The organism is Shinella sp. CPCC 101442, assembly GCF_024704725.1.
Lineage (GTDB): Bacteria > Pseudomonadota > Alphaproteobacteria > Rhizobiales > Rhizobiaceae > Shinella.
The window spans coordinates 47371-72705 of sequence record NZ_JALIQS010000006.1 but is presented as its reverse complement, the minus strand read 5'-3'; the positions used below and the strand labels follow the sequence as shown (position 1 = coordinate 72705).

27 protein-coding genes are annotated in these 25335 nt (G+C 63.0%); 20 read left to right on the top strand and 7 right to left on the bottom strand.

The features are described 5' to 3' along the window. The first annotated feature begins 266 nt into the window (after positions 1-266). The 4 genes from rplU (at position 267) to MUO32_RS21075 (ending at position 2276) form a co-directional block, all read left to right on the top strand. Positions 267-635, top strand: a complete 369-nt coding sequence (gene rplU, locus MUO32_RS21090; RefSeq protein WP_257950361.1) for a 50S ribosomal protein L21 — start codon at positions 267-269, stop codon at positions 633-635. A 25-nt stretch (positions 636-660) separates the two neighbouring features. Beyond that, positions 661-930 (top strand): 50S ribosomal protein L27, encoded by a 270-nt coding sequence (gene rpmA, locus MUO32_RS21085; protein WP_257950360.1) that lies wholly within the window; start codon positions 661-663, stop codon positions 928-930. 126 nt (positions 931-1056) lie between these two features. Beyond that, positions 1057-1689 (top strand): GNAT family N-acetyltransferase, encoded by a 633-nt coding sequence (locus MUO32_RS21080; protein ID WP_257950359.1) that lies wholly within the window; start codon positions 1057-1059, stop codon positions 1687-1689. Then, entirely contained in the window at positions 1686-2276 is a 591-nt protein-coding gene (locus MUO32_RS21075) for a GNAT family N-acetyltransferase (RefSeq protein WP_257950358.1), read from the top strand. Before MUO32_RS21080 ends, MUO32_RS21075 begins: the two co-directional genes overlap by 4 nt. Positions 2277-2309: 33 nt before the next feature. Here MUO32_RS21075 and MUO32_RS21070 read toward each other — a convergent pair whose 3' ends face one another. Next, positions 2310-3170, bottom strand: a complete 861-nt coding sequence (locus MUO32_RS21070; RefSeq protein ID WP_257950357.1) for an endonuclease/exonuclease/phosphatase family protein — start codon at positions 3168-3170, stop codon at positions 2310-2312. A gap of 85 nt (positions 3171-3255) precedes the next feature. Between MUO32_RS21070 and obgE the strand changes: the two genes are divergently transcribed. The 10 genes from obgE (at position 3256) to MUO32_RS21020 (ending at position 13249) form a co-directional block, all read left to right on the top strand. Further along, on the top strand, positions 3256-4266 hold the full coding sequence (gene obgE, locus MUO32_RS21065) for a GTPase ObgE (RefSeq protein ID WP_257950356.1): 1011 nt from the start codon (positions 3256-3258) through the stop codon (positions 4264-4266). 1 nt (position 4267) lies between these two features. After that, on the top strand, positions 4268-5437 hold the full coding sequence (gene proB / locus MUO32_RS21060; RefSeq protein WP_257950355.1) for a glutamate 5-kinase: 1170 nt from the start codon (positions 4268-4270) through the stop codon (positions 5435-5437). Beyond that, on the top strand, positions 5430-6707 hold the full coding sequence (locus tag MUO32_RS21055) for a glutamate-5-semialdehyde dehydrogenase (protein ID WP_257950354.1): 1278 nt from the start codon (positions 5430-5432) through the stop codon (positions 6705-6707). Before proB ends, MUO32_RS21055 begins: the two co-directional genes overlap by 8 nt. Positions 6708-6744: 37 nt before the next feature. After that, positions 6745-7329: a nicotinate-nucleotide adenylyltransferase gene (locus tag MUO32_RS21050; RefSeq protein WP_257950581.1), complete on the top strand. Its 585-nt coding sequence runs from the start codon at positions 6745-6747 to the stop codon at positions 7327-7329. Between the two features lie 63 nt (positions 7330-7392). Beyond that, a complete protein-coding gene (gene rsfS, locus MUO32_RS21045) occupies positions 7393-7869 on the top strand; it encodes a ribosome silencing factor (protein WP_257950353.1) in 477 nt (158 codons plus the stop codon). Positions 7870-8005: 136 nt separating this feature from the next. Continuing rightward, complete coding sequence (gene rlmH / locus MUO32_RS21040) at positions 8006-8488, top strand: 23S rRNA (pseudouridine(1915)-N(3))-methyltransferase RlmH (protein WP_257950352.1); 483 nt, start codon at positions 8006-8008, stop codon at positions 8486-8488. A 204-nt stretch (positions 8489-8692) separates the two neighbouring features. Next, positions 8693-10123, top strand: coding sequence for a murein hydrolase activator EnvC (locus MUO32_RS21035; RefSeq protein ID WP_257950351.1), 1431 nt, complete (start codon positions 8693-8695; stop codon positions 10121-10123). Beyond that, positions 10113-11435: a S41 family peptidase gene (locus tag MUO32_RS21030; protein ID WP_257950350.1), complete on the top strand. Its 1323-nt coding sequence runs from the start codon at positions 10113-10115 to the stop codon at positions 11433-11435. Before MUO32_RS21035 ends, MUO32_RS21030 begins: the two co-directional genes overlap by 11 nt. Positions 11436-11508: 73 nt before the next feature. Then, on the top strand, positions 11509-12711 hold the full coding sequence (locus MUO32_RS21025) for a divergent polysaccharide deacetylase family protein (protein WP_257950349.1): 1203 nt from the start codon (positions 11509-11511) through the stop codon (positions 12709-12711). A 10-nt stretch (positions 12712-12721) separates the two neighbouring features. Continuing rightward, entirely contained in the window at positions 12722-13249 is a 528-nt protein-coding gene (locus tag MUO32_RS21020; RefSeq protein WP_257950348.1) for an RNA pyrophosphohydrolase, read from the top strand. Positions 13250-13299: 50 nt separating this feature from the next. On the opposite strand, the gene MUO32_RS21015 is transcribed toward MUO32_RS21020, so the two are convergent. The 3 genes from MUO32_RS21015 to MUO32_RS21005 all read right to left on the bottom strand — a co-directional run bounded on the left by MUO32_RS21015 (position 13300) and on the right by MUO32_RS21005 (position 17437). After that, positions 13300-16269 carry a calcium-binding protein gene (locus tag MUO32_RS21015; protein WP_257950347.1) on the bottom strand — a complete coding sequence of 990 codons (2970 nt, stop codon included), beginning with the start codon at positions 16267-16269 and terminating at the stop codon, positions 13300-13302. Between the two features lie 405 nt (positions 16270-16674). Then, positions 16675-17160, bottom strand: a complete 486-nt coding sequence (gene bfr / locus MUO32_RS21010; protein ID WP_257950346.1) for a bacterioferritin — start codon at positions 17158-17160, stop codon at positions 16675-16677. Next, positions 17126-17437 carry a (2Fe-2S)-binding protein gene (locus tag MUO32_RS21005; protein ID WP_374708700.1) on the bottom strand — a complete coding sequence of 104 codons (312 nt, stop codon included), beginning with the start codon at positions 17435-17437 and terminating at the stop codon, positions 17126-17128. Before MUO32_RS21005 ends, bfr begins: the two co-directional genes overlap by 35 nt. A gap of 387 nt (positions 17438-17824) precedes the next feature. Between MUO32_RS21005 and MUO32_RS21000 the strand changes: the two genes are divergently transcribed. Further along, on the top strand, positions 17825-18259 hold the full coding sequence (locus tag MUO32_RS21000) for a metallopeptidase family protein (RefSeq protein ID WP_244763386.1): 435 nt from the start codon (positions 17825-17827) through the stop codon (positions 18257-18259). A 22-nt stretch (positions 18260-18281) separates the two neighbouring features. Here the strand turns inward: MUO32_RS21000 and MUO32_RS20995 are convergent, their stop codons facing one another. Then, on the bottom strand, positions 18282-18488 hold the full coding sequence (locus tag MUO32_RS20995) for a DUF1737 domain-containing protein (RefSeq protein WP_257950345.1): 207 nt from the start codon (positions 18486-18488) through the stop codon (positions 18282-18284). Continuing rightward, positions 18485-19396 carry a CoA ester lyase gene (locus tag MUO32_RS20990; RefSeq protein ID WP_257950344.1) on the bottom strand — a complete coding sequence of 304 codons (912 nt, stop codon included), beginning with the start codon at positions 19394-19396 and terminating at the stop codon, positions 18485-18487. The genes MUO32_RS20995 and MUO32_RS20990 overlap by 4 nt, the downstream gene beginning before the upstream one ends. A gap of 161 nt (positions 19397-19557) precedes the next feature. On the opposite strand from MUO32_RS20990, the gene MUO32_RS20985 reads away from it, so the two are divergent. The 5 genes from MUO32_RS20985 to MUO32_RS20965 all read left to right on the top strand — a co-directional run bounded on the left by MUO32_RS20985 (position 19558) and on the right by MUO32_RS20965 (position 22989). Beyond that, complete coding sequence (locus MUO32_RS20985) at positions 19558-19812, top strand: hypothetical protein (protein WP_257950343.1); 255 nt, start codon at positions 19558-19560, stop codon at positions 19810-19812. Between the two features lie 153 nt (positions 19813-19965). Further along, the gene (leuD, locus tag MUO32_RS20980; protein ID WP_257950342.1) at positions 19966-20571 is read left to right on the top strand and encodes a 3-isopropylmalate dehydratase small subunit; all 606 of its coding nucleotides are present in this window, start codon (positions 19966-19968) and stop codon (positions 20569-20571) included. 4 nt (positions 20572-20575) lie between these two features. After that, positions 20576-20956, top strand: a complete 381-nt coding sequence (locus MUO32_RS20975) for a RidA family protein (RefSeq protein ID WP_257950341.1) — start codon at positions 20576-20578, stop codon at positions 20954-20956. Between the two features lie 108 nt (positions 20957-21064). Next, a complete protein-coding gene (gene leuB / locus MUO32_RS20970) occupies positions 21065-22174 on the top strand; it encodes a 3-isopropylmalate dehydrogenase (protein WP_257950340.1) in 1110 nt (369 codons plus the stop codon). A gap of 122 nt (positions 22175-22296) precedes the next feature. Next, positions 22297-22989, top strand: a complete 693-nt coding sequence (locus tag MUO32_RS20965; RefSeq protein WP_257950339.1) for a phosphatase PAP2 family protein — start codon at positions 22297-22299, stop codon at positions 22987-22989. 62 nt (positions 22990-23051) lie between these two features. Here the strand turns inward: MUO32_RS20965 and MUO32_RS20960 are convergent, their stop codons facing one another. Then, positions 23052-24941 (bottom strand): MFS transporter, encoded by a 1890-nt coding sequence (locus tag MUO32_RS20960; protein ID WP_257950338.1) that lies wholly within the window; start codon positions 24939-24941, stop codon positions 23052-23054. Between the last annotated feature and the right edge of the window lie 394 nt (positions 24942-25335).

The following is a 25335-nucleotide window of genomic DNA, read 5'->3' as shown; positions in this document are numbered from 1 at the left end:
AATATTCATCTATTTGTCACGGTGACGGGAATTTCCTTGACAGTTTCCAGCGCCTCACCTATTGCGCAAGGTGCAGTGGCATAGGTCTCACTTGTGCCGCAACGCTGGTTCTTTGTGTCGCGCGGATCTTGTCTTTTCAAGCACCGCCTCCTGCAAAGAACCGTTTGAGCCGGCGATGCGCCAATGCATCGTCATTTCCGCGACTGATAAAAAGACGGCCTTGCCCTCTGGGACAAAGAGCCGGCACGAACATGAAAGGATATAAAATGTTCGCAGTCATCAAGACCGGCGGTAAGCAGTACCGCGTGGCCGCCAACGACGTTCTGACGATTGAAAAGCTGTCGGGCGACGCTGGTGCGAAGATCGAATTCACCGAAGTGCTGATGGTCGGCGTCGGCGCCGATGCGACGATCGGTGCGCCCTTCGTCGAAGGCGCAATCGTCACCGCAGAAGTCGTCGAGCACGGCCGCGCCAAGAAGGTCATCGCCTTCAAGAAGCGTCGTCGCCAGAACTCGAAGCGCTCGCGCGGCCATCGTCAGCACAACACGACCGTCCGCATCATCGACATCGCCGGCGCCGGCAAGGCTAAGAAGGCTTCCAAGAAGTCTGAAGCCGCCGAAGCTGCGGCCGAATAATCCGGACAGGTAAAGGAGAACTCCCATGGCACACAAAAAAGCTGGCGGCTCCTCGCGCAACGGTCGCGATTCCCAGTCCAAGCGCCTCGGCGTGAAGAAGTTCGGCGGCGAAGCCGTCCTCGCAGGCAACATCATCCTCCGTCAGCGCGGCACGCAGTGGCATCCCGGTGCCAATGTCGGCCTCGGCAAGGATCACACGATCTTCGCTCTTACAGCTGGCAATGTGAATTTCCGTACGAAGGCCAACGGTCGCATTTACGTGTCTGTAGCCCCGAAAGCGGAAGCAGCGGAATAAGCCGGTAGCGCTCTAAAACAGCCGGTGTCTCATGACCCGGCTGGCGCTACAGGTTTCAGGCCTGAAGAAGAAAAAGGGAGATGAGGCAAGACCTTATCTCCCTTTTTCGTTCTGGAGGACTGAACCATGCAAACCGATTTGTTGAGGGGAGACCAATCGCGGTCTCCCAAGGAAAGGCTGAGGCCTGACCGGTCAAGGACCGATTGCCCGATCTTATTGTCGCCGCGGCTCGTCATGAGAGCCCCGCACGAAGACGACATCGACGCCCTTGCCCATCTCGCCAACAACGCCAATATCGCCAACATGGTCGCCCGCATGCCGCATCCCTACACGGTTGCGGATGCCGCCGATTTCGTGCGACGCACACGCGCCGGCGCGATTGGCAAGTGCGTCTACGCCATTACGAAAGCCGACAACGGCGCCTTCCTCGGTTGCTGCGGGATAGAGCCGCATGAGGACGGACGCACCGTCGAGCTGGGCTATTGGCTGGGCGAGCCCTATTGGAACCAGGGATATGTCACGGAAGCCGCGCATGCGCTGATCGACATGGTCTTCCGCACGCGGGACGTCGACCAGATCGATGCGCGCTGCCGGGTCATGAACATCCCGTCGCGGCGGGTCATCCAGAAGTGCGGCTTCCAGTTCCAGGCGACCGGCATGGTGCAGAGCCTTGCCGTCGGTGGCATGGTGCCCGTCGAATGGTACAGGCTCGACCGCAAGACCTGGGTCTCGCTGAAAAGCTGGGGAGGCATGCGATGAACGCCATGCAAACCCCAGTCGAACGGCCGCGCGTCAGCGGTCCCGGCCCCTGCCCGACCGTCACAACGGCACGCCTGACGCTGCGCCCGCACCGCATGTCCGATGCGGATGCCATCGCCCAGTCGCTTGCCGACTTCCAGGTCTCGCGCATGCTGGCGCGGGTCCCCGCCCCCTATGACCGGCAGGATGCGACCGAATGGCTTTCGCTCATGACCACCGATCTCAACGAGGGCTGGGCCTTCGCCATCACCGCCGGCGACGACGTGCATATAGGCTGCGTTTCCTTCGAGCGGCGCGGCGGCGAATGGGAACTCGGCTATTGGCTGAACCGCTTCTACTGGCGGCGCGGCTATATGAGCGAGGCGGTGCATGCGGCAACCGCCCGTTTCCTGATGCGCATGCCGGGCACGGCGATCCGCTCCGGCGTCTTCGCCGACAATGCTCCCTCCCTCAGGGTGCAGGAAAAGGCGGGCTTCCGCATCACGGGATGCAGCGACGTGTTCAGCGTCGCCCGCGGCGCGATGGTGCCGCATATCGAAACGCTGCTGGAGCCGGGTGATTTTCGCCCGGCGTCCCCGCGGCGGTAAAACAGGAACGGGGCGGAAAAATCCGCCCCGTTCTCAGGACAGCTCGAACCAGACGGGCATGTGGTCGGAACCGAAGGCGGTTTCATCGACCCAGGCATCCGTCAGGCGCTCCACGAGGCCATGACTGAGGAAACAATAATCGAGGAACATGCGGTCGGCATGGTCCTTCGGGTTGATCCAGCTGAAGCTCGCCGCATGGCGCTTGCCGAGGCCGGCCAAGGCATCGACCGGGTTGGTGGCGCGGATCTGGCGGCCGTAGAGCGCATCGACATCGCCGACCATCTCGCAATATTCCGGCGATTCCGGCACCATGTTGAAATCGCCCATCAGGACGTAATCCTCGGGCACAGGCGGTTCGGCAAGGCCGAATTCATGAGCGCCGGAGATCGCGCCGCCCTCCAGGCCGTAGCGTTGGGCACGGTCCTTCAGGGTGCGGATCTGTGCGAGGCGCTCGTCGCGGTGAACGTGATCGAGATGCACCGAATAGACGCGGATCGACCCGCCGGGCGTGGCGATGACGGCCTCGGTCGCACCACGCTGCAGGTTCAGCGTGTCCAGGGTGCGCGTGCGCGGCAACGAAATGAGGCGGGTCGAGAGGATCGGCCAGCGGGAAAAAATCATGTTGCCGAACTGGAAGCGGCGGTTGACGACGCGCCCCTTTTCGATGGCCGAGCCCGCATCGAGATCGCAGGCCGGCCAGAAGACGGAATAGTGGTTGGCAAGCAGCGTCTGCAGTTCGGCGACCAGGTCGATGCCGCCGTTGCGGTGAAAATTGCGCGTCACCTCCTGGAGCGCGATGATATCGGCGCCGTGGATGCTGGAAACGATGCGCGGCAGGTCGAGACGATCGTCGAGACCGATGCCGTACTGGATGTTATAGCTGACGAATTTCACGATAGTCTTTGACCTCTGCGGGAAGCGGCTATATCGAAGACGGCAAAATGACCATGTTGATCAGAGTAAAGCGAACGGCGAGCCGATGAAGTTCCTGGACGAAGCAAAAGTCTATATCCGGTCCGGTGACGGCGGGGCAGGGGCTGTCTCGTTCCGCCGCGAAAAATTCGTGGAATTCGGCGGACCCGATGGTGGTGACGGCGGACGCGGCGGCGACGTGTGGGTGGAGGCCGTCAACGGCCTCAACACACTGATCGATTTCCGTTTCCAGCAGCACTTCAAGGCCTCGACCGGTACGCACGGCATGGGGCGCAACCGCACGGGCGCAAACGGCGCCAGCGTGACGCTGAAAGTACCCGTCGGCACGCAGATCTTCGAGGAAGACAACGAGACGCTGATCATCGACATGGTGACCGAGGGACAGCGCTTCAAGCTGGCCGCCGGCGGCAATGGCGGCTTCGGCAATTCGCATTTCAAGTCCGCGACAAACCAAGCGCCGAACTGGGCCAATCCGGGCCTCGAGGGTGATGAAAAGACCATATGGCTGCGGCTGAAACTGATCGCCGATGCCGGCCTCGTCGGCCTGCCGAATGCCGGCAAGTCGACTTTCCTTGCGACCTGCACCCGCGCCCGGCCGAAGATCGCCAACTATCCGTTCACGACGCTGCATCCGAACCTCGGCGTCGCGACCATCGACGGCTCCGAGTTCATCTTCGCCGACATTCCGGGCCTTATCGAAGGCGCGCATGACGGCGTCGGGCTCGGCGACCGCTTCCTTGGACATGTCGAACGCACACGTGTTCTGCTGCATCTCGTCTCCGCCCAGGAAGAGGATGTCGGCAAGGCCTACAAGACGGTGAAGCACGAGCTGGAGGCCTATGGCGGCGGCATCACCGACAAGCCGGAGATCGTTGCGCTCTCGCAGATCGACCTTCTCGACGAGGACGAGCTGAAGAAGAAGACCAAGGCGCTGCAAAAGGCCTGCGGGCAGCCGGTGCTGCAGCTCTCCGCTGTCGCCAATGTCGGCATGGTCGCCGCCCTTCGCGCCGTGCGCGACGTCATCGTTCAAGCCAAGAATGCCGGATCCGACGACTGAGATGACGAAAAACCGCAAACCGCTCGGAAAATACCGCCGGATTGTGATCAAGATCGGCTCCGCCCTGCTCGTCGACCGCGCCACCGGCCTGAAAAAGGCCTGGCTCGATGCGATGTGCAGGGACATCGCGGCGCTGAAGGCGGGCGGCACGGACGTGCTTGTCGTCTCCTCGGGCGCCATCGCGCTCGGCCGCTCCGTGCTGAAGGTGCCGGCAGGTGCCTTGAAGCTGGAGGAAAGCCAGGCGGCGGCGGCCGTCGGCCAGATCGCGCTGGCGCGCGCCTGGTCGGAGAGCCTCTCGGCGGACGATATCGTTGCCGGCCAGATTCTCCTGACGCTCGGCGATACGGAAGAGCGCCGTCGCTATCTCAATGCGCGTGCGACGATCAACCAGCTGCTGAAACTCGGCTCCGTGCCTATTATCAACGAGAATGACACGGTCGCCACCACGGAAATCCGCTATGGCGACAATGATCGGCTGGCCGCCCGTGTCGCGACGATGACGGGTGCGGATCTGCTCGTGCTGCTTTCCGATATCGACGGGCTCTATACGGCCCCGCCGCATCTTGATCCCGACGCACGCTTCCTCGAAACGATCGACGCCATCACGCCCGAGATCGAGGCGATGGCCGGCGGTGCGGCTTCGGAACTGTCGCGTGGCGGCATGCGCACCAAGATCGATGCCGGCAAGATCGCCACAGGGGCGGGCTGCGCCATGATCATCGCGTCGGGCAAGGTCGACCATCCCCTGCGTTCCATCGAAGAGGGTGCACGCTCCTCGTGGTTTGCCCCTTCGGGTTCGCCCGTCACGGCGCGCAAGACCTGGATTGCCGGGCAGCTGCAGCCGGCCGGCCGGCTGGAAATCGATGCCGGGGCGGAAACGGCGCTGAGCGCCGGCAAAAGCCTGCTGCCCGCCGGTGTTCGCGGTGTCTGGGGCTCTTTTTCACGCGGTGATACCGTCTCGATCTATGGCAGCAACGGGCGCGAGATCGCCCGCGGCCTTGCCGGCTACGACGCGGACGAAGCGCGCCTGATCGTCGGCAAGAAATCCGCCGACATCGCAGAAGTCCTCGGTTATGCCGGCCGCGCCGCGATGGTGCACCGGGACGACCTCGTGGTGACCGGCCTTGCCGCGTCGGCCGCGGAGGCGGGAAAGGACGTGAGCCATGCTTGACCAGGTCAAGACCGAAATCGATGCCCTGATGGCCGAGATCGGCCGCAACGCCCGCGCCGCCGCCCGGCCGTTGGCCATTGCCACGCCCGGGCAGAAGAACCGCGCGCTGGAAGCCATGGCGGCCGAGATTTTTGCAAACCGCGAGACCATCCTGGCCGCCAATGCCATCGATCTGGCCAATGCACGGGAGAGCGGCGTCGCCGCCTCCTTCATCGACCGGCTGACGCTGACACCGGAGCGCATAGAGGGCATCGCCACCGCCATCCGCGATATCGCGGATCTGAAGGACCCGGTCGGCGACATCATCGCCGAATGGGACCGGCCGAACGGCCTGCATATCGAGCGCGTGCGCACGCCGCTCGGCGTCATCGGCGTGATCTACGAGAGCCGCCCGAACGTGACGGCGGATGCGGGTGCTCTCTGCCTCAAGGCCGGCAACGCCGTGATTCTGCGCGGCGGTTCCGACAGCGCGAATTCATCGCAGGCGATCCATTCCTGCCTTGCCACCGGCCTCAAAGCCGCCGGCCTGCCGGAACACGCGATCCAATACGTGCCGGTAACGGACCGCGCCGCCGTCGGCGCCATGCTGTCCGGCCTCAATGGCGCCATCGACGTCATCGTACCGCGCGGCGGCAAGAACCTCGTCGCCCGCGTGCAGAGCGAGGCCCGCGTGCCGGTCTTCGCCCATCTCGAAGGTCTCTGCCATATCTATGTCGACAAATCCGCCGATCTGGAGATGGCGAAGAAGATCGTCGTGAACGCAAAGATGCGCCGCACCGGCATCTGCGGTGCTGCGGAAACGCTGCTGGTCGACCGCGCGGTTGTCGATACGCATCTGGCACCGCTCGTCGAAGGCCTGCTTGCCGCCGGCTGCGAAGTGCGCGCGACAGACGAAATCCGCAGCCGCATTGAAAATCTCGTCGCGGCGAGCGAAACGGACTGGTCGACGGAATATCTCGACGCCATCATCTCCGTCTCGCTGGTCGACGGCATCTCAGGTGCCATCGAGCATATCAACCGCTGGTCCTCGGCCCATACGGAAGCCGTTATCGCCGAAGACCCCGCAGTCGTCGAACGCTTCTTCACTGAAATCGATTCGGCGATCCTCTTGCACAATGCCTCCACCCAGTTCGCCGATGGCGGCGAGTTCGGCATGGGCGGCGAGATCGGCATCGCGACCGGAAAGATGCATGCGCGCGGCCCCGTCGGCGTCGAACAGCTTACCTCCTTCAAATACCGGGTGCGCGGCACCGGACAGGTGCGGCCCTGAAGTGACGGCGGACGCGGTCGAGACACGCTATCTGAAGATGCCGCATGTCGAAAAAGGCATGGCGGTCGGCCTGTTCGGCGGCTCCTTCAACCCACCGCACCAGGGCCATGCGCTGGTCGCCGAAACCGCGCTGCGCCGCCTCGGCCTCGACCAACTCTGGTGGATGGTGACGCCGGGCAACCCGCTGAAAGATCACAAGGAACTGGCCCCGCTCGCCGAACGCATCCGCCTCAGCGAGGCGATCGCGCCTGGGCCCCGGGTTAAGGTGACGGCCTTCGAGAAGCGGCTCGGCCAGAGCTATACGGCCAAGACGCTGGAGCGCGTGCAGGCGCTGAACCGCGGCGTCAACTTCGTCTGGATCATGGGCGCCGACAATCTCAAAACCTTCCACAAGTGGCAGAACTGGCAGAAGATCGCCGGCACCTTCCCCATCGCCGTCATCGACCGTCCGGGCTCGACGCTCGCCTACCTCTCCTCGCGCATGGCCAAGACCTTCGACTATGCCCGTGTCGACGAGGAGGATGCGATGAGCCTGCCGGGTCGACGGGCACCCGCCTGGACCTTCATCCACGGGCCGCGTTCACCACTCAGTTCCACGGCGCTGCGCAAGGGCGAAACCTAGAGAAAACCATCCCTCAGAAGTGACGTCTTGAAAGTGGTAACCATTGGTGCCTACATTTAGTATGTGCCGGGGCCTACATATACCGGCACGAGACGTGCCAGACCTGTTTTACGGAAAGGAACGAACCTGACAACAGCGCACGCAAAGGGAAACGTCATCGGCGTTTTCTCCAGGAGCGCGGGCCGCAGCGACGATGCCGCCGACCGTGCCCTTCACCTGGTCCTCACAAGCCTCGAGGACTCGAAGGCAGAAGATATCGTCACGATCGACATTGCCGGTAAATCGGCGCTGGGCGACTACATGGTGGTCGTGTCCGGACGCTCGAACCGTCACGTCATGGCGATTGCCGATCACCTCATTTCCGACCTGAAGGACGAAGGCCTGGGCAATGCCCGTGTCGAGGGCCTTGAAGCCGGCGACTGGGTGCTGATCGATACGGGCGATATCATCGTCCATGTGTTCCGGCCCGAGATCCGGGAGTTCTACAACATCGAACGGATGTGGGCGGCTCCCGAAATGGAAGACGGCACGGTTCACTAGCAATTCCGGCAAAAGTGCGAAGCGGTTTTGCGTCCGGAATTGCGGCAGAGAAAAGAGCAAACGCCGGGCACCTGTCTGGCGAGGAAACCGGTGGCGCAAGGCTTAGGCGCCACCCGAACGGACAGGGCTTCGGGCGATGCGGGTTGGACTTTTTGCAGTTGGACGGCTCAAGGCCGGCCCTGAGAAGGATCTTGCGGCCCGCTATATCGACCGCTTCGCGAAGGCCGGTCCCGCCATCGGCCTGGAACTCGGCAAGATGACCGAAGTCGGCGAAAGCCGGGCCGGCAACGCCGAGACGCGCAAGCGCGAGGAAGCGGCGATGCTGGAAAAGGCGCTGCCCGACGGCGCCGTGCTGATCCTGCTCGACGAGCGCGGCAAATCGCTCGATTCACCCGGCTTTGCCAATCTTGTCGGCGGTTTTCGCGACGCGGGAAAACGCGAGCTGATGATCGCCATCGGCGGCGCCGACGGGCTCGACCCTTCCCTCTACGACCGCGCCGACACCATGTTGTGCCTGGGCAAGATGACCTGGCCGCACCAGCTCGTGCGTATCCTGCTTGCCGAACAGCTTTATCGCGCCGTCACCATTCTTTCCGGCCACCCCTATCACAGAAGCTGATGTTTTCTCCGCAATTCCGGACGCAGAACCGCTGCCCGCCTTTGCTGGAATTGCTTGAAGTCATCGCGGCGCAAGCCCCAGAGTTCAGGATGGCAGAGGCCGTATTTTTGGCGCTCTTCTGTCCAAGTGATTTCCGGGCTGCGGGATTTCTTGGCGAAAACGCCAAATCAGCATAGAGCGGTGAAAACGGATTTTTGGAAGACGATGAGAAAAACCGGCACAGCCAGTCCGGGTAAAGCTGCCAGCCGCCTGCTGCGGCCGGCAGTGCTTTCGGCTGTGCTCTCGCTCGTCCTGTTGCCCGCCCCCATCTTCGCAGAGCCGAACGAGGCCGACGTCACGCTGGAAAAGACCGGATCCCTGCCAAAGGCCGCGGTCGATCCCGCCGCCGCCCTGTCGCTGCGCCGCGACAGCACGCGCCGCGAGCTTGAAGCGCTTTCCCAGTCGATCACCGTCTCCGACGAGAAGACGAAGGCGCTGGAAGCCGAAATCGCCAAGCTGGAAAAATCGCGCCAGAGCCTGCGCGACGAAATCCTGAAATCCGCGGCGATGCGCAAGGACATGGAAGAGAAGATCCTCGCCGGCGAAAAGCGGCTCGAAGGCATGCGCGAGCGCGAGGCGGGCGTGCGCGCTTCGCTGCACGACCGCCGCGGCCTTCTTTCCGAAGTGCTCGCCGCCCTCCAGCGCATGGGCCGCAATCCCCCGCCCGCTTTGCTGGTGACGCCGGATGACGCACTCTCTTCGGTGCGCAGCGCCATCCTGCTTGGCGCCGTCGTGCCCGGTATCCGCAAGGAGACGAACGAACTCATCGACGACCTCTCCGCACTGATGGACATCAAGAGCGACATCGACCGCGAGCGCACGGAACTGACCGACGCCATGCAGTTGCGCGTCGAGGAGGAAAAGCGGTCCGAACTGCTGATTGCCCAGAACGAGGCGCTTGCCACGACGAACAATCGTACGCTCGCCGCCGAGCGCCGCCGTGCCGAAGAACTGGCGGCGCGCGCGACCAGTCTCGAAGGGCTCATCGGTGGCCTCGAGCGCGAGATCGGTTCGGTACGCGATGCCGCAGCGCTCGCCAAGTCCCAGGAAGAAGAACGGCGCAACCAATCGGACGCCGAACGCGAGAAGGCGAGGGCTCTCGCCCGCGACAGCGTGCCCGACAAAAACCGCATTGCTCCGGCATACGAATTTCAGGAATTGCAGGCAAAACTCGACTATCCCGCGGCGGGCGACGTGCTGCGCCGGTTCGGCGAAGCGGACGGCACCGGCCACGAATCGCAGGGCGTGACGCTGGCGACCAATGCGGGCGCCCTCGTCACGGCGCCGTCGGACGGATGGATCGTCTTTGCCGGAACGTTTCGCAGCTATGGCCGCATGATCATCCTGAATGCCGGCGAGGGCTACCATCTGGTGCTCTCGGGCATGGACAAGGTGAACGTGCGGGAAGGACAGTTCGTCGTGGCGGGTGAACCGCTCGCCGTGATGGGTGAAAAAAGGGTCGCGAGTGTCAACGCTTTGACGCTGGAAACAGACAAGCCGACACTCTACATTGAATTCCGAAAGAACGGAAAACCGGTTGATTCCCAACCGTGGTGGTCCGCCAAATATTCTGGAAAGGCACGCAATGATTCGTAGGGCTTCACTCGTTCTCGTCGGTGCACTCATGGGTGCGACGGCCATGAGCGTCATCAACACGGCAACGCTGCCCGCCGAAGCCGCCGGCTCGTCGACCTATCGCGAGCTTTCCATCTTCGGCGATGTGTTCGAGCGTGTGCGCGCGCAGTACGTGACGCCGCCGAAGGAAGACCAGCTGATCGAGAACGCCATCAACGGCATGCTCACCTCGCTCGACCCGCATTCGTCCTACATGAATGCCAAGGACGCCGACGACATGCGCACGCAGACGCGCGGCGAATTCGGCGGCCTCGGCATCGAAGTCACGATGGAAGATGAACTCGTCAAGGTCATCACGCCGATCGACGACACGCCGGCCGCCCGCGCAGGCGTTCTGGCCGGCGACTTCATTTCGAAGATCGACGGCGCCGATGTGCGTGGCCTCAAGCTTGAAGAAGCGGTCGAGAAGATGCGCGGCGCGGTCAACACGCCGATCAAGCTGACGCTGATCCGCAAGGGTGCCGACAAGCCGATCGAGCTGACGATCATGCGCGACATCATTGCCGTCCGGGCCGTCAAGTCCCGCGTCGAGGGCGACGTCGGCTACCTGCGCGTCATCTCCTTCACCGAGAAGACCTATGACGACCTGGAAGCTGCGATCAACAAGATCAAGGAAGAGGTTCCGGCCGACAAGCTGAAGGGCTACGTGCTCGACCTCCGCCTCAATCCGGGCGGCCTGCTCGACCAGGCGATCAACGTCTCCGATGCCTTCCTGGAGCGCGGTGAGGTCGTTTCGACCCGCGGCCGCAACGAAGACGAGACCCGCCGCTTCAACGCGACCCCGGGCGACATCACCGACGGCAAGCCCGTCATCGTCATGGTCAACGGCGGTTCGGCGTCGGCGTCGGAAATCGTCGCCGGCGCGTTGCAGGACCTGCGCCGTGCCACCGTGCTCGGCACGCGGTCCTTCGGCAAGGGCTCGGTCCAGACCATCATCCCGATGGGCGATGCCGGCGCGCTGCGCCTGACGACCGCGCTCTACTACACGCCCTCGGGCAAGTCGATCCAGGGCACGGGCATCACGCCTGACATCACGGTCGAGCAGCCGCTGCCGGCCGAGTTGCAGGGCAAGCTCGAGACCGCTGGCGAATCCAGCCTGCGCGGCCATATCCAGGGCCAGAGCGAGACGGACCAGGGTTCCGGTTCCGCCGCCTACGTGCCGCCGGAAGCCAAGGACGACCTCCAGCTCCAGTATGCGCTGGAGCTGCTGCGTGGCCAGAAGACCGACAAGTCCTTCCCGGCCAATCCGGAAAAGGCAGAGCTGAAGAACTGATCCGCCTCATCCGGGCCCGTCACTGCACGGGCCTGGATTTCCTCATGCAGCTTCCGGCCAGCGCGGACTGACCTTGGGCACAGACATTCACGCACCGCTCGGCCAGGACCGCAAGGCAAGGCCGCAACCGGCGGGACCATCGCGGTTCTCCGCCGGCACAGTCGTGTTTGCTGTAGCGATTGCCGGTCTTTTCGGCTTTTCCGGCTGGACGGCAATGGCGCCGAGCGGCCTCATCACCACGCCGCTGCCCGTGCCTTCGGAAGAAACCGCCACCAACAGCCAAACCGACGTCAAGGCCGACCAGAAGGTCGCCGTGGCCAAGGAACGCGTGCCGCGCACGACAGGCCTCTCCGGCGCACGCGTCGAGGAGACATTGACCGACGACGGCAACGTCGTGCGCACCTACAAGCCGGGCGGGCGTAGCGGCGACGGGCCACTGATCATCGAGGCGAACCGCGTCGGCCAGGATTCGCGCACCGCCGCCTTCCCGAACGAAGACCTGCTGGAGGACACGTCCGACGGCAAGATCCCGATCATCGGCCTCGATGGCACCCGGCCGATGGACCAGTATGCCCGGCCGTGGTCGGGTGCGCGCGGCACGCGCGTCGCCATCGTCGTCGGTGGCCTGGGGCTCAGCCAGACCGGCACACAGCGCACCCTCAAGCAACTGCCGGGCGAAGTCACGCTGGCTTTTGCCGCAAGCGGCAACAGCCTCTCCCGCTGGATGCAGGAAGCCCGTCGTGACGGCCACGAAATCCTGTTGCAGGTGCCGTTCGAACCCTTCGACTATCCGGAAAACGACCCCGGCCCGCACACGCTGCGCACCGATCTCGGCGAAGCGAAAAACCTCGCCGAACTGCACCGCGCCATGGCGAAAACCACCAACTATACCGGCATCGTGAATTTCATGGGTGGGCGCTTCCTCTCGGATGCCGATGCGCTGGAGCCTGTCATCCGTGATGTCGCAAGCCGCGGCCTGGTCTTCCTGGATGATGGCAGCTCGGCGCAATCGCTGTCCGGCACCATTGCCGGCGCCGTCGAGGCGCCGCACGCCTTTGCCGATCTCCAGCTCGATTCGGACCTTTCGCGCGAATCAGTCCTGAAGAAACTCGACGAACTGGAACGCATCGCACGGCGCAACGGCACCGCCATCGGCGTCGCCTCGGCCTTCGACGAAAGTGTGGACGCTATCCGTGAATGGTGCGAGGAAGCGGGCAGCCGCGGCATCGAAATCGTCGGCGTCGCGTCTCTCGCAGATATCCCCGCCAAACAATAGGAACATTCGGATGGGCAAGGACAAGGACAAGGGGATCAGGGCCGAGGACCTGCCCTATCGCCCCTGCGTCGGCATCATGGTGCTGAATGCGGACAACAAGGTCTGGGCCGGCCGGCGCATTGCCATCGGCAATTCCGAATATGACGGCTCACCGCAGCTCTGGCAGATGCCGCAGGGCGGTATCGACAAGGGCGAGGATCCGCTGGAAGCCGCCTATCGCGAGCTCTACGAGGAAACCGGCATGAAGAGCGTTTCGCTTCTTGCCGATGCCGGGCGCTGGATCAATTACGACCTGCCGGAACACCTGATCGGTATCGGCCTCAAGGGAAAATTCCGCGGCCAGACCCAGCGCTGGTATGCCTTCCGCTTCGAAGGCGCAGAAAACGAAATCGCCATCAACCCGCCGCCGGGCGGCCACGAACCGGAATTCGACGAGTGGGGCTGGAAGCCGATGCATGAACTGCCCGAGCTCATCGTGCCATTCAAGCGCAAGGTCTACGAAGAGGTCGTCGCGGCCTTCGCCCATCTCGCCCCGTGAATGCAAAACCCCTCCCCGGCGAACCGGGGAGGGGTTTCGGTCTTCTGCGATCAGAGGAAACCGAAATCGCTGGTCGACAGGGTCTTGATGCCCTGCAGCGTCGCGACCAGTTCGAGGTCCGCTTCCGAACCGTTGCCGTCCGAATCGAACCAGAGGCGGCCATTGTCGCTTTCGAACAGGAACGTGCCCTTGCTCGAGGTCGCCACCGGATCGGCACCGACGATAAGCGTTACCGCCGCGTCGCCGGACGCGATGCCGTAGTCGCTGCGATCGATCATCAGCTTGTCCTGACCGCGAGTGAAGTCGGTAATGACGTCACCCTCGCCATCCCGGCCGGCGCTGTCGAAGACGAACTGGTCGTTGCCGGAACCACCGGTCAGCCAGTCGTCGCCCGCGCCGCCGACGAGCACGTCATTGCCGCCGCGCCCCTGCAACACATCGTCGGCATCGCCGCCGTGGAACGTGTTGTTGCTCGCATCGCCCTTGATGTCGTCGTCCGCATCGCTGCCGTGGATGATCTCGAAACCCTTGACGGTCAGACCGAGAGCAAGGCCCTTGTTTTTCGCCTGGCTTTCGAGATCGAGCACGACGGAAGTCGGGCCATCGTAGAACATCAGCGTATCCGTGCCCGCTCCGCCGTCGAAGATGTCCTTGCCGGTGAATTCGGTACGGATAAGCGTGTCGTCGCCGAGATCCCCGAACAGCTGGTCGCTGCCCGCGCCGTCATGGAGACGGTCGTTGCCGCCGGCACCATGCAGCACGTCGTTGCCAGCATTGCCATAGAGCTTGTCGTGCAGGCTGCCGCCGGTGACCGTGTCCTTGCCCTTGGAGCCGTCATAGACGAGCGCCTCGAAGGCATTGAAGCTGGTGGTGGCATCGACGGTCACCTTGCCGGTCGTGAACGTGAAGGTGATGTCCTTCGTCTGTTCCGCAACGTCGAGGTCGAGAACGTCGGTGTCCGCGCCGCCATCCGCAAGATCGCCGATTCCGGCATAGACGGTGTCGTTGCCGGCGTCGGCATAGAGCGTGTCCCTGCCGCCGGTTCGGTTGAGACCGTCCCCGTAAAGCGTATCGTTGCCGTCGCCGCCGCGCAGCGTGTCATTGCCGGCGTCACCCGCGAGGACGTCGCTGCCCGCACCGCCGGTCAATGTGTCGTTGCCGGCACCGCCACGAAGCTCGTCACTCAGCGCGCCCCCGGTGAAGACGTCGTTGCCCGCGCCGCCATAGAGCGCGACGCGCTCGATGCTGGTTACCGTGACCGGCGTGCCCGCGACGACGACACTAGGGGCCACCTTGAAGGTAATGCCCGATGCATACTTGCTGAAGTCGATGGAGGCGAAGTCCGTGCCGGTGCCGCCGTTGAGCGTGAGCTTGCCGGTGGATGCCGTGCGGTAGAAGCTGTCATTGCCCGTGCCGAGATCGACCGTGTTATGGCCGATCGACGAGCCGAGATCGCCGACGCGCACCACGTCGTTGCCGTCACCGGCATTGATCGTGTTGGTCCCGCCGGTATCGTACAGGCTATCGTTGCCGGCACCGGAGGTGAGCTTGTCATTGCCAGCGCCACCGTCGAGCACGTCGCCGCCAGCCGTTCCGATCAGCGTGTCGTTGCCAGCCAAGCCGTAGAAACGGACGCTGCTGGCCGAACCGACCGATTTCACGACATCGCTGCCAGAGCCGAAGGACACCTCGATCGTCTCGAAATTGCTCAGCGCCGTGCCGTCGCTGATCTTGGCGGAAGCACCCGTCGCCTCGAAGGTGAGAGCCGTCGTCGCGGTCTTGCGGTCGACGGAAACCGTATCGAGGCCCTTGCCGCCATCGGCCGTATCGGCACCGCCGTCGCCGAGAAACACATAGTCGGCACCCGTGCCGGTCGTGACCTTGTCCCTGCCGAGGCCGGCATCGACACGGTTGCTGCCGTCACCGGCATTGACGATGTCATTGCCTGCGCCGGAGTTGATGATGTCGTTACCGGAAAGCGTCGTGATCGTGTTGGCGCCGGTACCGGTCGCATTGATCGTGTAGTGCTCGAAACCGGAAACCGTCGTGCCGCCGCCGATCGTGTTGACCACGGTTGCCGCCTTGGCTGTGAAATTGCCGGTGAAAGCCTCGATCACCAGACGGTCGCTGCCGCTTGAATCGGCGATCGTGTCCTTGCCCTCGCCGTACCGGTAGGTGACCGTGTCATTCCCGGACCCGCCATTGATCGCGTCATTGCCCGCACCGCCGTCAATGAGGTCGTCGCCGGCTTCACCGTAGAGTTTGTCATTGCCGGCATCGCCATTGATCATATCCATGGCCGCACCGCCATAGATCGTATCGTTGCCGGTACCACCGCTGAGAAGATCGGTACCCTGGTCACCGTAGATCAGGTCGTCATCGGCACCGCCATCGATAATATCGATGCCGTAGCCGCCACGTAGCGTGTCCTTGCCCTCGTCGCCGTTCAGCATGTCCATGCCGCGACCGCCGGAGAGGATGTCGTCGCCACGACCGCCCGTCAGCATGTCGGTGTAGTTGCCGCCGGTGATGCGGTCGGCAAGGTCCGTGCCAGTGATCTGGTAGCTCTCGACCTGAACCACGCTGACATTGCCCGTCAGCGTCTGCGGCGATATCCAGTCCTTGATGGTGATGTTGAGACCGGCCGCCTGGTCGGAATAGTCGACGATCAGCTGGTCCGTGCCCGAACCGCCGTTGACGACGTCGCCCGAAGCCGTCTGCAACTTGCCGACCGTCAGCATGTCGCGGCCCGAACCACCGAAGAACTTGTCGGCTCCCTCACCGCCGGTGATGAAATCGTTGCCGCTATCGCCATAGAGCGTATCGTTGCCGTCGTCCCCCATCAGGAAGTCGCCCTGGAAGGAACCGTTGGCGGTATCGTCGCCGGCACCGCCCATGATCTGGTCTACGCCCATGCCACCGTTGATCTTGTCGGCGCCGCCAAGCGCCATGATGAAATCGTCTTCGAGATCGCTGCCGAGCAAGTTGTCGACGCCATCCGTACCCATTACCATACCCATTCGGGCCTCCTGATCTTGCGTTCTGGACACGCGCCGGCCCTCGTCGCGGTCCGAATGGAATCGCGTCGCAAAGCATGAAGGGTCCGGGGTGAGGCGCTGCATCGCGCCGGGAGCGTCCGTGCCGGGCCGTATCGCCCAGGCTGAAACTGCATCCTTTTCGAGCCGGGACCGGCATCGTCTGTTCAGTCGAACGCTGCGGACTGCATGCGTTCTTGCCGGCTATATTGTGCAGAAAAAGTCGCGCCCCTGTTCCCCCGGGAACTGACAAGGGGGTGCGCGGGGCCGGCGCGAAGCACCCCTGTTCCCAGGGGAACAGGCTGAAAAGCGTCGGGCCGAAAACAAAAAAACCCCGGACAAGCCGGGGTTTTCATCAATCGGGATCGCTGGCCGCGAGGGCCGGACGCCTTATTCGGCTTCGTTGGCCGGAGCGGCGTTGAGTTGGCCGTACTTCTCTTCGCCAAGCTTGCCGAGCAGCTCCAGCTGGGTTTCGAGGAAGTCGATATGGCCTTCTTCGTCGATGAGCAGCTCTTCGAAGAGCTTCATGGTGACGTAGTCGCCGGCCGCGTGACAGATGTCGCGCGAGTTCTTGTAGGCCTTGCGCGCGTCGAACTCGCCGGCGAGATCGGCTTCCAGAACTTCCTTGACGTTCTGGCCGATGCGCAGCGGTGCGACGGTCTGCAGGTTCGGGTGGCCTTCAAGGAAAATGATACGGGCGACGAGCTTGTCGGCGTGCTGCATCTCTTCAATGGACTCGGCGCGCTCCTTCTTGGCGAGAAGCGTGTAACCCCAGTCCTCGAGAAGGCGGTAGTGGAGCCAGTACTGGTTGACAGCACCCAGCTCGAGATAGAGCGCTTCATTAAGCTGCTCGATGACTTTTTTGTCGCCTTTCAAGATCCGCTCTCCTGTTTTCTTCATGGAATTGTTTGAGGCGGGTCATGAAATCAAAAATCTCGTCGCCCGTCGAGTCGCGACGGGCGTGGTACTGCTCGGTTGTGCGGATGATGATATCGACGACGTTGGGGAAACAGCCGCAGCAGCGGCCACGTTTCTGCATCGCGTGGTAGACTTTTGCAGGCACGATGAGCTGCCAACAGTCCTCATCGAGGAGGCTGTTGACCACGTCGACAATGTCCTTGTCGGTGATGAAATTGCAGCTGCAAACGAGCATTTCGTCTTGCCTGTCATACGCAAAGCACTGAGTTTCAGGCATTAAGCAAAAGAGGACATTGGGTGTCAAGAATGAACAGGTCAGGCTTACTGACTCAATAATTTAGAGTCATTCTAATCTTGATTGGAATCGTCGTCTTTTCAGCAGGTTACAGTTTGGTGACAGCGCGCGAACCGCCATGCAGCTGCGTCAAACCGACCGATCACGAATTGTTGCAAAAGCCCGTTTCGGCCATCCGCTTCCTGAATCCAGCTACCTAACGGGAAAAGCCCCGACGTCGAATCGGCAGGTACACCTCCCGGCATTCCCGAAGCACCCGGCGCGCTTTGCAAATTCGACCCTCGAAAAACCCCAGAAATCGTCTATATGACGGGCAAAGGAGAGCCCATGGCCCGCATTGACCAGACCGAGGATTGGCGAAACCGCCATGCCCCGACCATCAGCACGTTCGAATCGCTGGCACTGGAGTCCTATGGCCACCTGCCGGAAGAATTCCGCGCGTTGACGGGCAACCTCATTATCGAGATTGCCGAGTTCCCGAGCGACGACGTGTTCGAGGACATGGCGCTGGAAACGCCGTTCGATCTGCTGGGCCTGTTCGAAGGCCGCGGCATCAGCGAGCGCTTCACCGTCGAGACCGGTGAAATGGCGAACCGCATCACCCTGTACCGCCGCCCGATCCTCGACTACTGGGCCGAGAACGAGGAGACGCTCGGCGATATCGTCACCCATGTCCTCATCCACGAGATCGGCCATCATTTCGGCCTGTCGGACGACGACATGGAGCGCATCGAGGCAAGCGCCGAAGTCGCGGCGGGCTGACCCGCCGCCAACGGCCTACCGGTTATTGCTCGGACAGCTTGATGTCGGGCGTGTATTCCTTGCCCGGCACATCCTTCACGACCGCCTGACCGCACTGCATGACCTTGGCATCGGGATTGTATGCGTAGGTCGGCGAGCCGTGCAGCTCCCAGCCCTTGTTCAGCGCCAGGGTCACCTTGTGGCAGAACGAGGCGTCGTCGGGGGCGGTCAGGAGGCGATAGACTTTCATGCGTTTCTCTTTCTCTCATTGATCAGGTCGACCTTCGCGAGCACACGCCCGGCCTGGTCGGCATGGAGCTTTTCGACCATGCGGCCGGCAATGGTAACGACCGCCTTGCCGGCATTGTCGGGTGCGGCAAAGGCGGCAATGATGGCGAGCGCTTCGGCCGCCTCGGCCTCCGGGATGCCATAGGCCTCGTTGGCGGCGGCGATCTGTGTGGGATGGATCAGCATCTTGCCGTCGAAACCCATTTGCCGGCCTTGCCGGCATTCGGCTTCCAGACCGCCCGTATCCGAGAAATCGTTGAAGACGGCATCGATAACATCCAGCCCGCAAGCGCGCGCCGCAACGACCACCTGCAACAGCAGCGGCACCAGGAAAGGCCGGCCGGGAATATCGGCGATGCCGGTTTCCTTGCGCAGGTCGTTGAGGCCGACGACGAAACAATCGAGCCGGCCGCCACGGGTGCGGCCCGTCTCGGCGATGGCGGCAAGGTTGAGGAGGCCGGCCGCCGTCTCGATCATCGCCCAGAGCCGCGGTCCGTCGTCGGCGCCCGCCTCGGAGAACCAGTCGGCGACGGTCAGCACGTCCTGCGGCTCGGAAACCTTCGGCAGCAGCACGGCGTCGGGCATGCAATCGAGCACCGCTTCCAGATCGAGCACGCCGTCCGGACCGTCGAGCGCATTGATGCGGATGACATACTCGCGGCCGGACGTGCGGTCGAGTGTCTTGAAATGGTCGATCAGCGCCGCCCGCGCCTCCGCCTTCTTTTCCGGCAGGACGGAATCCTCCAGGTCGAAGATGATCGCGTCGCAATCGAGCGTCGCCGATCTGGCGAGTGCCCTGGCATTGATGGCGGGGACGCTCAGCACCGAGCGGCGCAGGTGAAGCGGATGGTGGTGCGGGGTCCTGTTCATTGGTCCTTTTTGCCGCGCTTTTTCGCGGCCGGCAAGCACAACGGTGCCGCGCGTCGTGCATGATGCGCAAAGCACGTCATAGCACTTCAGTCTAATGATAGCGGCCTTGCAATGGACAAAATCCGTCCCCACATTGCTCTTTGCAGAAAGGGCAAATCAAAATGCAGCGCATCCGCTCTATCGTCTTCACCGTCTTCGCCATGCTGGTCGCAGGAGCAACCGTCCTGTTCGCCGCTTCGATCGGCCTTGCCATCGCCGGCATTGCCGCCGTGCTGATGCTCGGTTCCATGCTCGCAGGCAAACTCCAGCCGGCACCGGTCCGCGCCACGGCGCGCGCCCGCAACACCCGCGCGGCCCCCGGCCAGCGCGAGCCGCGCATCTGGAACGACGGTCGCGGCACGATCATCGACCTCTAAGCAGGGTCTCATCCCGTCAGGGACATCCGGGCGCCGCTTTTTCGCGCCCGGCGGCTGCGTTTGCGGCCCTTGATCAAGATTTCCCTTCAAATTGCGGGAAAACTGATCTAAACGCTTGGCAAAATCACACCACCGCATTTCGAGGGTTTCCGCATGGACAAGTTCGTCAAGCTGACCGGCGTCGCCGCGCCGCTTCCCGTCGTCAATATCGACACGGACATGATCATTCCGAAGGATTACCTGAAGACGATCAAGCGCACCGGCCTCGGCAAGGGTCTGTTCGCCGAAGCACGCTTTCATGAAGACGGCAGCGTCAACGAAGATTTCGTGCTGAACAAGCCCGCCTACCAGAACGCCTCAATCCTGGTCGCAGGCGACAATTTCGGCTGCGGCTCGTCGCGCGAACACGCCCCGTGGGCCCTGCTCGACTTCGGCATCCGCTGCGTCATCTCTACCAGCTTTGCCGACATCTTCTACAACAACTGTTTCAAGAACGGCATCCTGCCGATCGTCGTCAGCCAAGACGACCTCGACAAGCTGATGGACGACGCCAGCCGCGGCTCGAACGCCATCCTGACCGTCGACCTGGAAACCCAGGAAATCACCGGTCCCGACGGCGGCCGCATCACCTTCGATATCGACGCCTTCCGTCGCCACTGCCTGCTGAACGGCCTCGACGACATCGGCCTGACGCTGGAGAAGGCGACCGCCATCGACAGTTTCGAAAAGCAGAACGCCTCCTCGCGCCCCTGGGCCTGAGACCATGCGCCGGCTGATCTCGTCCGGCTCTCCTTTTGAAGCGACGGCGGGCTATTCGCGCGCCGTCGTTCAGGGCGACTGGTGCTTCGTTTCCGGGACGACCGGCTACGACTACGCCAGCATGACCATGCCCGATGGCGTCGAAGACCAGACGCGCAATTGCCTCGCCACTATCGGCAAGGTGTTGTCCGATGCCGGGTTTTCCTTCGAGGACGTCGTGCGCTGCCACTATTACGTGACCGAAGCCGCCTTCGCCGACCGCGTCTTCCCGATCCTCGGCGAAACCTTCGGCACGATCCGCCCTGCCGCCACCATGGTGGTCTGCGACCTCATCCGGCCGGAAATGCTGATCGAAATCGAAGTCACGGCGCTGCGCCGCAGCTAGCCGAAAGGCCAAGGCCTTCGCGCAAAAATCTTTCGTTGTGACGATTTTCCTTGAACGGAAGTTGCGCTAAGAAGCGCGCGACCAATCCGTGACATCAAGGAAAATCCCATGACAGCGCGTAACCTCCTCCTCCTGCCCGGCGACGGCATCGGCCCGGAAGCCATGGCGGAAGTCCGCAAGATCATCGCCTATATGAACGCCGAACTCGGCGCCGGCTTCACGACCGACGAAGGCCTCGTCGGCGGCTCGGCCTACGACGCCCATGGCGCGGCGATCTCGGAAGGCGACATGGAGAAGGCGCTTGCGGCGGATGCCGTGCTGTTCGGCGCCGTCGGCGGCCCGAAATGGGATGCCGTTCCCTATGAAGTACGCCCGGAAGCCGGCCTGCTGCGCCTGCGCAAGGACCTGAAGCTGTTTGCGAACCTGCGCCCGGCGATCTGCTACCCGGCACTCGCCAACGCCTCCTCGCTGAAGCCCGAGCTGGTCGAGGGCCTCGACATCCTCATCGTGCGCGAACTGACCGGCGGCGTCTATTTCGGCGAGCCGAAGGAGATCATCGACCTCGGCAACGGCCAGAAGCGCGGCATCGACACACAGGTCTACGACACCTACGAGATCGAGCGCATCGCCGGCGTCGCCTTCGAACTGGCCCGCACGCGCGGCAACCGCGTATGCTCGATGGAAAAGCGCAACGTCATGAAGTCCGGCGTTCTGTGGAACCAGGTCGTGACGGAAACGCACAAGCGCGCCTATTCCGACGTGCAGCTCGAGCACATGCTGGCTGACGCCGGCGGCATGCAGCTCGTTCGTGCGCCCAAACAGTTCGACGTCATCGTCACCGACAACCTGTTCGGCGACATGCTCTCCGACGTTGCCGCCATGCTGACCGGCTCGCTCGGCATGCTGCCGTCCGCCTCGCTCGGCGCGCCTGATGCCAAGGGCCAGCGCAAGGCGCTCTACGAGCCCGTGCACGGCTCGGCACCGGACATTGCCGGCAAGGGCATTGCCAACCCGATCGCCATGATCGCCTCCTTCGCCATGTGCCTGCGCTACTCGTTCAACATGGTCGCGGAAGCCGACAATCTGGAAAAGGCGATCGCCAACGTGCTCGACAGCGGCGTTCGCACCGGCGACATCATGTCCGAAGGCAGCCGCCAGGTCGGCACGACGGAAATGGGCGACGCGATCCTCGCAGCGTTCAAGAAGCTCTCGGCCTGAGCCGAGACGCAATGCTGAAAAGGCTCCCGGCGCACCCGCTCCGGGAGCCTTTTTCGTTTGCTTCCCTTGAAAAGCCGCCTTGCGCCAACACATGGAAGCGACGCCATCTGCAAGGGAAAGCCATGAACCGATCGCTCGCGACCTCCTCGCTCTGGATCTTCGCCGCCACCGTCGTGCTCGTCGTGGGGCTCATCCCGTTCGATCCGGCGATATCGCAGCGCGCACAGGGTCTTCCCGGCGCCGTCGTCGCCTTCAACGAGCGCATCACCGATTTCGGCACCTTCAGCTGGATGATCTATGGCTCCGGTGTGCTCGTCATGCTCGCCTATGTCGCGCATCGGATCGGCAGGAACGAGACGCTGGCGGGCAGGACGAGAACCGCGTGGCGGCTGCCGCTCTATTTCCTTCTGACGATTGGCGCGACGAGTGCGCTTGTCCACCTCGTCAAGCTGGTCGTGGGGCGGGCGCGGCCGGAACTCTTTGCCGAACACGGCGCCTACAGCCTGACGCCCTTTGCCTATGACGACCTCTATTCCAGCTTTCCATCCGGCCATTCGGCGGCCGTCGGCGCTTTCTTCGGCGCCTTCTCGATGCTGGCGCCGCAGCTCAGGCCGCTCTTCCTGCTCGGCGCCCTGACGATCGGCGTCTCGCGTGTCATCGTCGGGGCGCACTACCCCAGCGATGTCGCCGCAGGTCTGCTGCTCGGCCTCTGGACGGCCGTCGCCACCGCTTTCCTCTTCGCCCGCAAGGAATGGCTGTTCCGCTTCGATCCACGCGGCTGGCCGCTGCCCAAATCGCTTCTGCCAGATCCGTGAAACAAAAACCCGGCCCGTGTTGCCACGAGCCGGGTTGCCATGAACTCATCGGAAGGGGGAGATCAATCCATGGCGTGGATATCGCGGTCCTTCGTTTCCGGCAGGAAGAGAAGACCGATGACCAGCGTGAGGCCTGCGAAGATGATCGGATACCAGAGGCCGAAGTAGATATCGCCCTGGGCAGCGCTCATCGCGAAGGCCGTTGCCGGCAGCAGACCGCCGAACCAGCCGTTGCCGATATGGTAGGGCAGCGACATGCCGGTGTAGCGGATGCGGGTCGGGAAGAGTTCGACCAGCAGGGCGGCGATCGGGCCGTAGACCATGGTGACGTAGATCACGAGGACCGTCAGGACGGCAATGATCGTGACCCAGTTCACGTTTGCGGGATCCGCGACCATGGTGAAGGCACCGCCACCGGCAATCGAGTAGACCGTCATGTCGGTGACGCCATTGGCTTCTTCGGCCGTCAGCAGCTTCGCCTTGACGAGGTCGGCTGCCGGCATGGTCGTCTTTTCGCCGGCGCGGATGGCAGCCGCATCGAGCGCGAGTTCGGGGTTGGCTGTGACGAAAGCATCGAGCTTGCTGTCCAGAACCTTGGCCGCACCACGGACCAGCGGGTAGCCGGCATCGTGAAGCGCGATGTTGGTCTGCTTCTGGAAGGCACCGTCAAGCGCCTTGGCCTGGTCGCCGGCCGCGATCGCATCGTAGCTGTTGATCGTCTGTTCGCCGATCTTGACCGTCGCCGCCGTGCCGGCAGCCGCCGTGGTGACGACGTCATAGGGCACCGAGTTGCGGGTCAGGAACGAGGTCGCGATATCGCACGAGGTGGTGAACTTCGCCGTGCCCGTCGGGTTGAACTGGAACTTGCAGTCATCGGGAGCGGCGGTCACCGTTGCGCGAACCGTTGCCTGCGCCTGTGCCAGCGCCGGGTTGCCGGCCCAGGTCAGCGCCTTGAACAGCGGGAAATAGGTCAGCATGGCAAGCAGCAGGCCGGCCATGATGATCGGCTTGCGGCCGATCTTGTCGGACAGCCAGCCGAAGAAGACGAAGAAGCCGGTGCCGAGCAGCAGCGAGCAGGCGACCATGATGTTCGCCGACTGGCCATCGACCTTCAGCACGCCCGTCAGGAAGAACAGCGCGTAGAACTGGCCGGAATACCAGACGACGGCCTGGCCGACGACGGCGCCGAACAGCGCGAGCAGCGCGATCTTGGCGTTGCGCCACTGACCGAAGGCTTCCGTCAGCGGTGCCTTGGAGCCCTTGCCCTCTTCCTTCATTTTCGCAAAGGCCGGCGATTCGTTCATCTTCAGGCGGATCCAGACGGAGACGCCGAGGAGAACGACCGACAGCAGGAACGGAATGCGCCAGCCCCATTCGGCGAAGGCTTCCTTGCCGACAATGAACTGTACCGCGAGGATGACCACCAGCGACAGGAACAGGCCGAGCGTCGCCGTCGTCTGGATCCACGAGGTGAAGTAGCCGCGCCGGCCCTCCGGAGCGTGCTCGGCCACGTAGGTGGCAGCACCACCATATTCACCACCGAGTGCCAGGCCCTGCAGCATGCGCAGCAGGATCAGGATGATCGGAGCGGCGATACCGATGGTGGCGGCACCGGGCAGAAGACCCACGACGAAGGTCGAGACGCCCATGATGAGGATGGTGACGAGGAAGGTGTATTTGCGGCCGACAAGGTCGCCGAGACGGCCGAACACCAGCGCGCCGAACGGACGAACGAGAAAGCCGGCAGCAAAGGCCAGCAGCGCAAAGATGTTGCGCGTCGTTTCCGGATACTGGCTGAAGAAGGTGGCGCCGATATAGATCGCCAGCGAACCGTAAAGATAGAAATCATACCATTCGAAAACTGTGCCGAGCGAAGAGGCGAAGATCACCTTCTTCTGCTCGCCGGTCATCGGCGCCGCCTTGGCGGTGCCTGCCGTCGAAACATTTGCCATTTGTTTGTCCTCCACAAAAACGGCGTGTCGGGGCAGCCCATGGGGTCCGGAGTTTCTCCCTAAAAACACCGGACGGGGTGCGCCTGATGGAAGGATGGCAGAAAATGGATTGTGACATCAGCGCTGCTTTGGGCTTATGACTTTCGGCCTACGACTTAAGTTACAGGCTGCTGGTCTCACTGAAACGCCGCATTCATCCTGCAAGGCTTGACTCTTCGCAAGATGAGCGTATTCAGCACGCACGCAAGGGAACCGACATGAACCGCTTTGGTCTTACCATCGCCAGCATGATCGCTCCGGCCTTCAACGCCGGACGGGTTCGCTATTGCGTATCGATTTCCAAAACAACGGCCAAAACGACGACGAAAACCGTCTGACGTCTCTGGCCCACCGC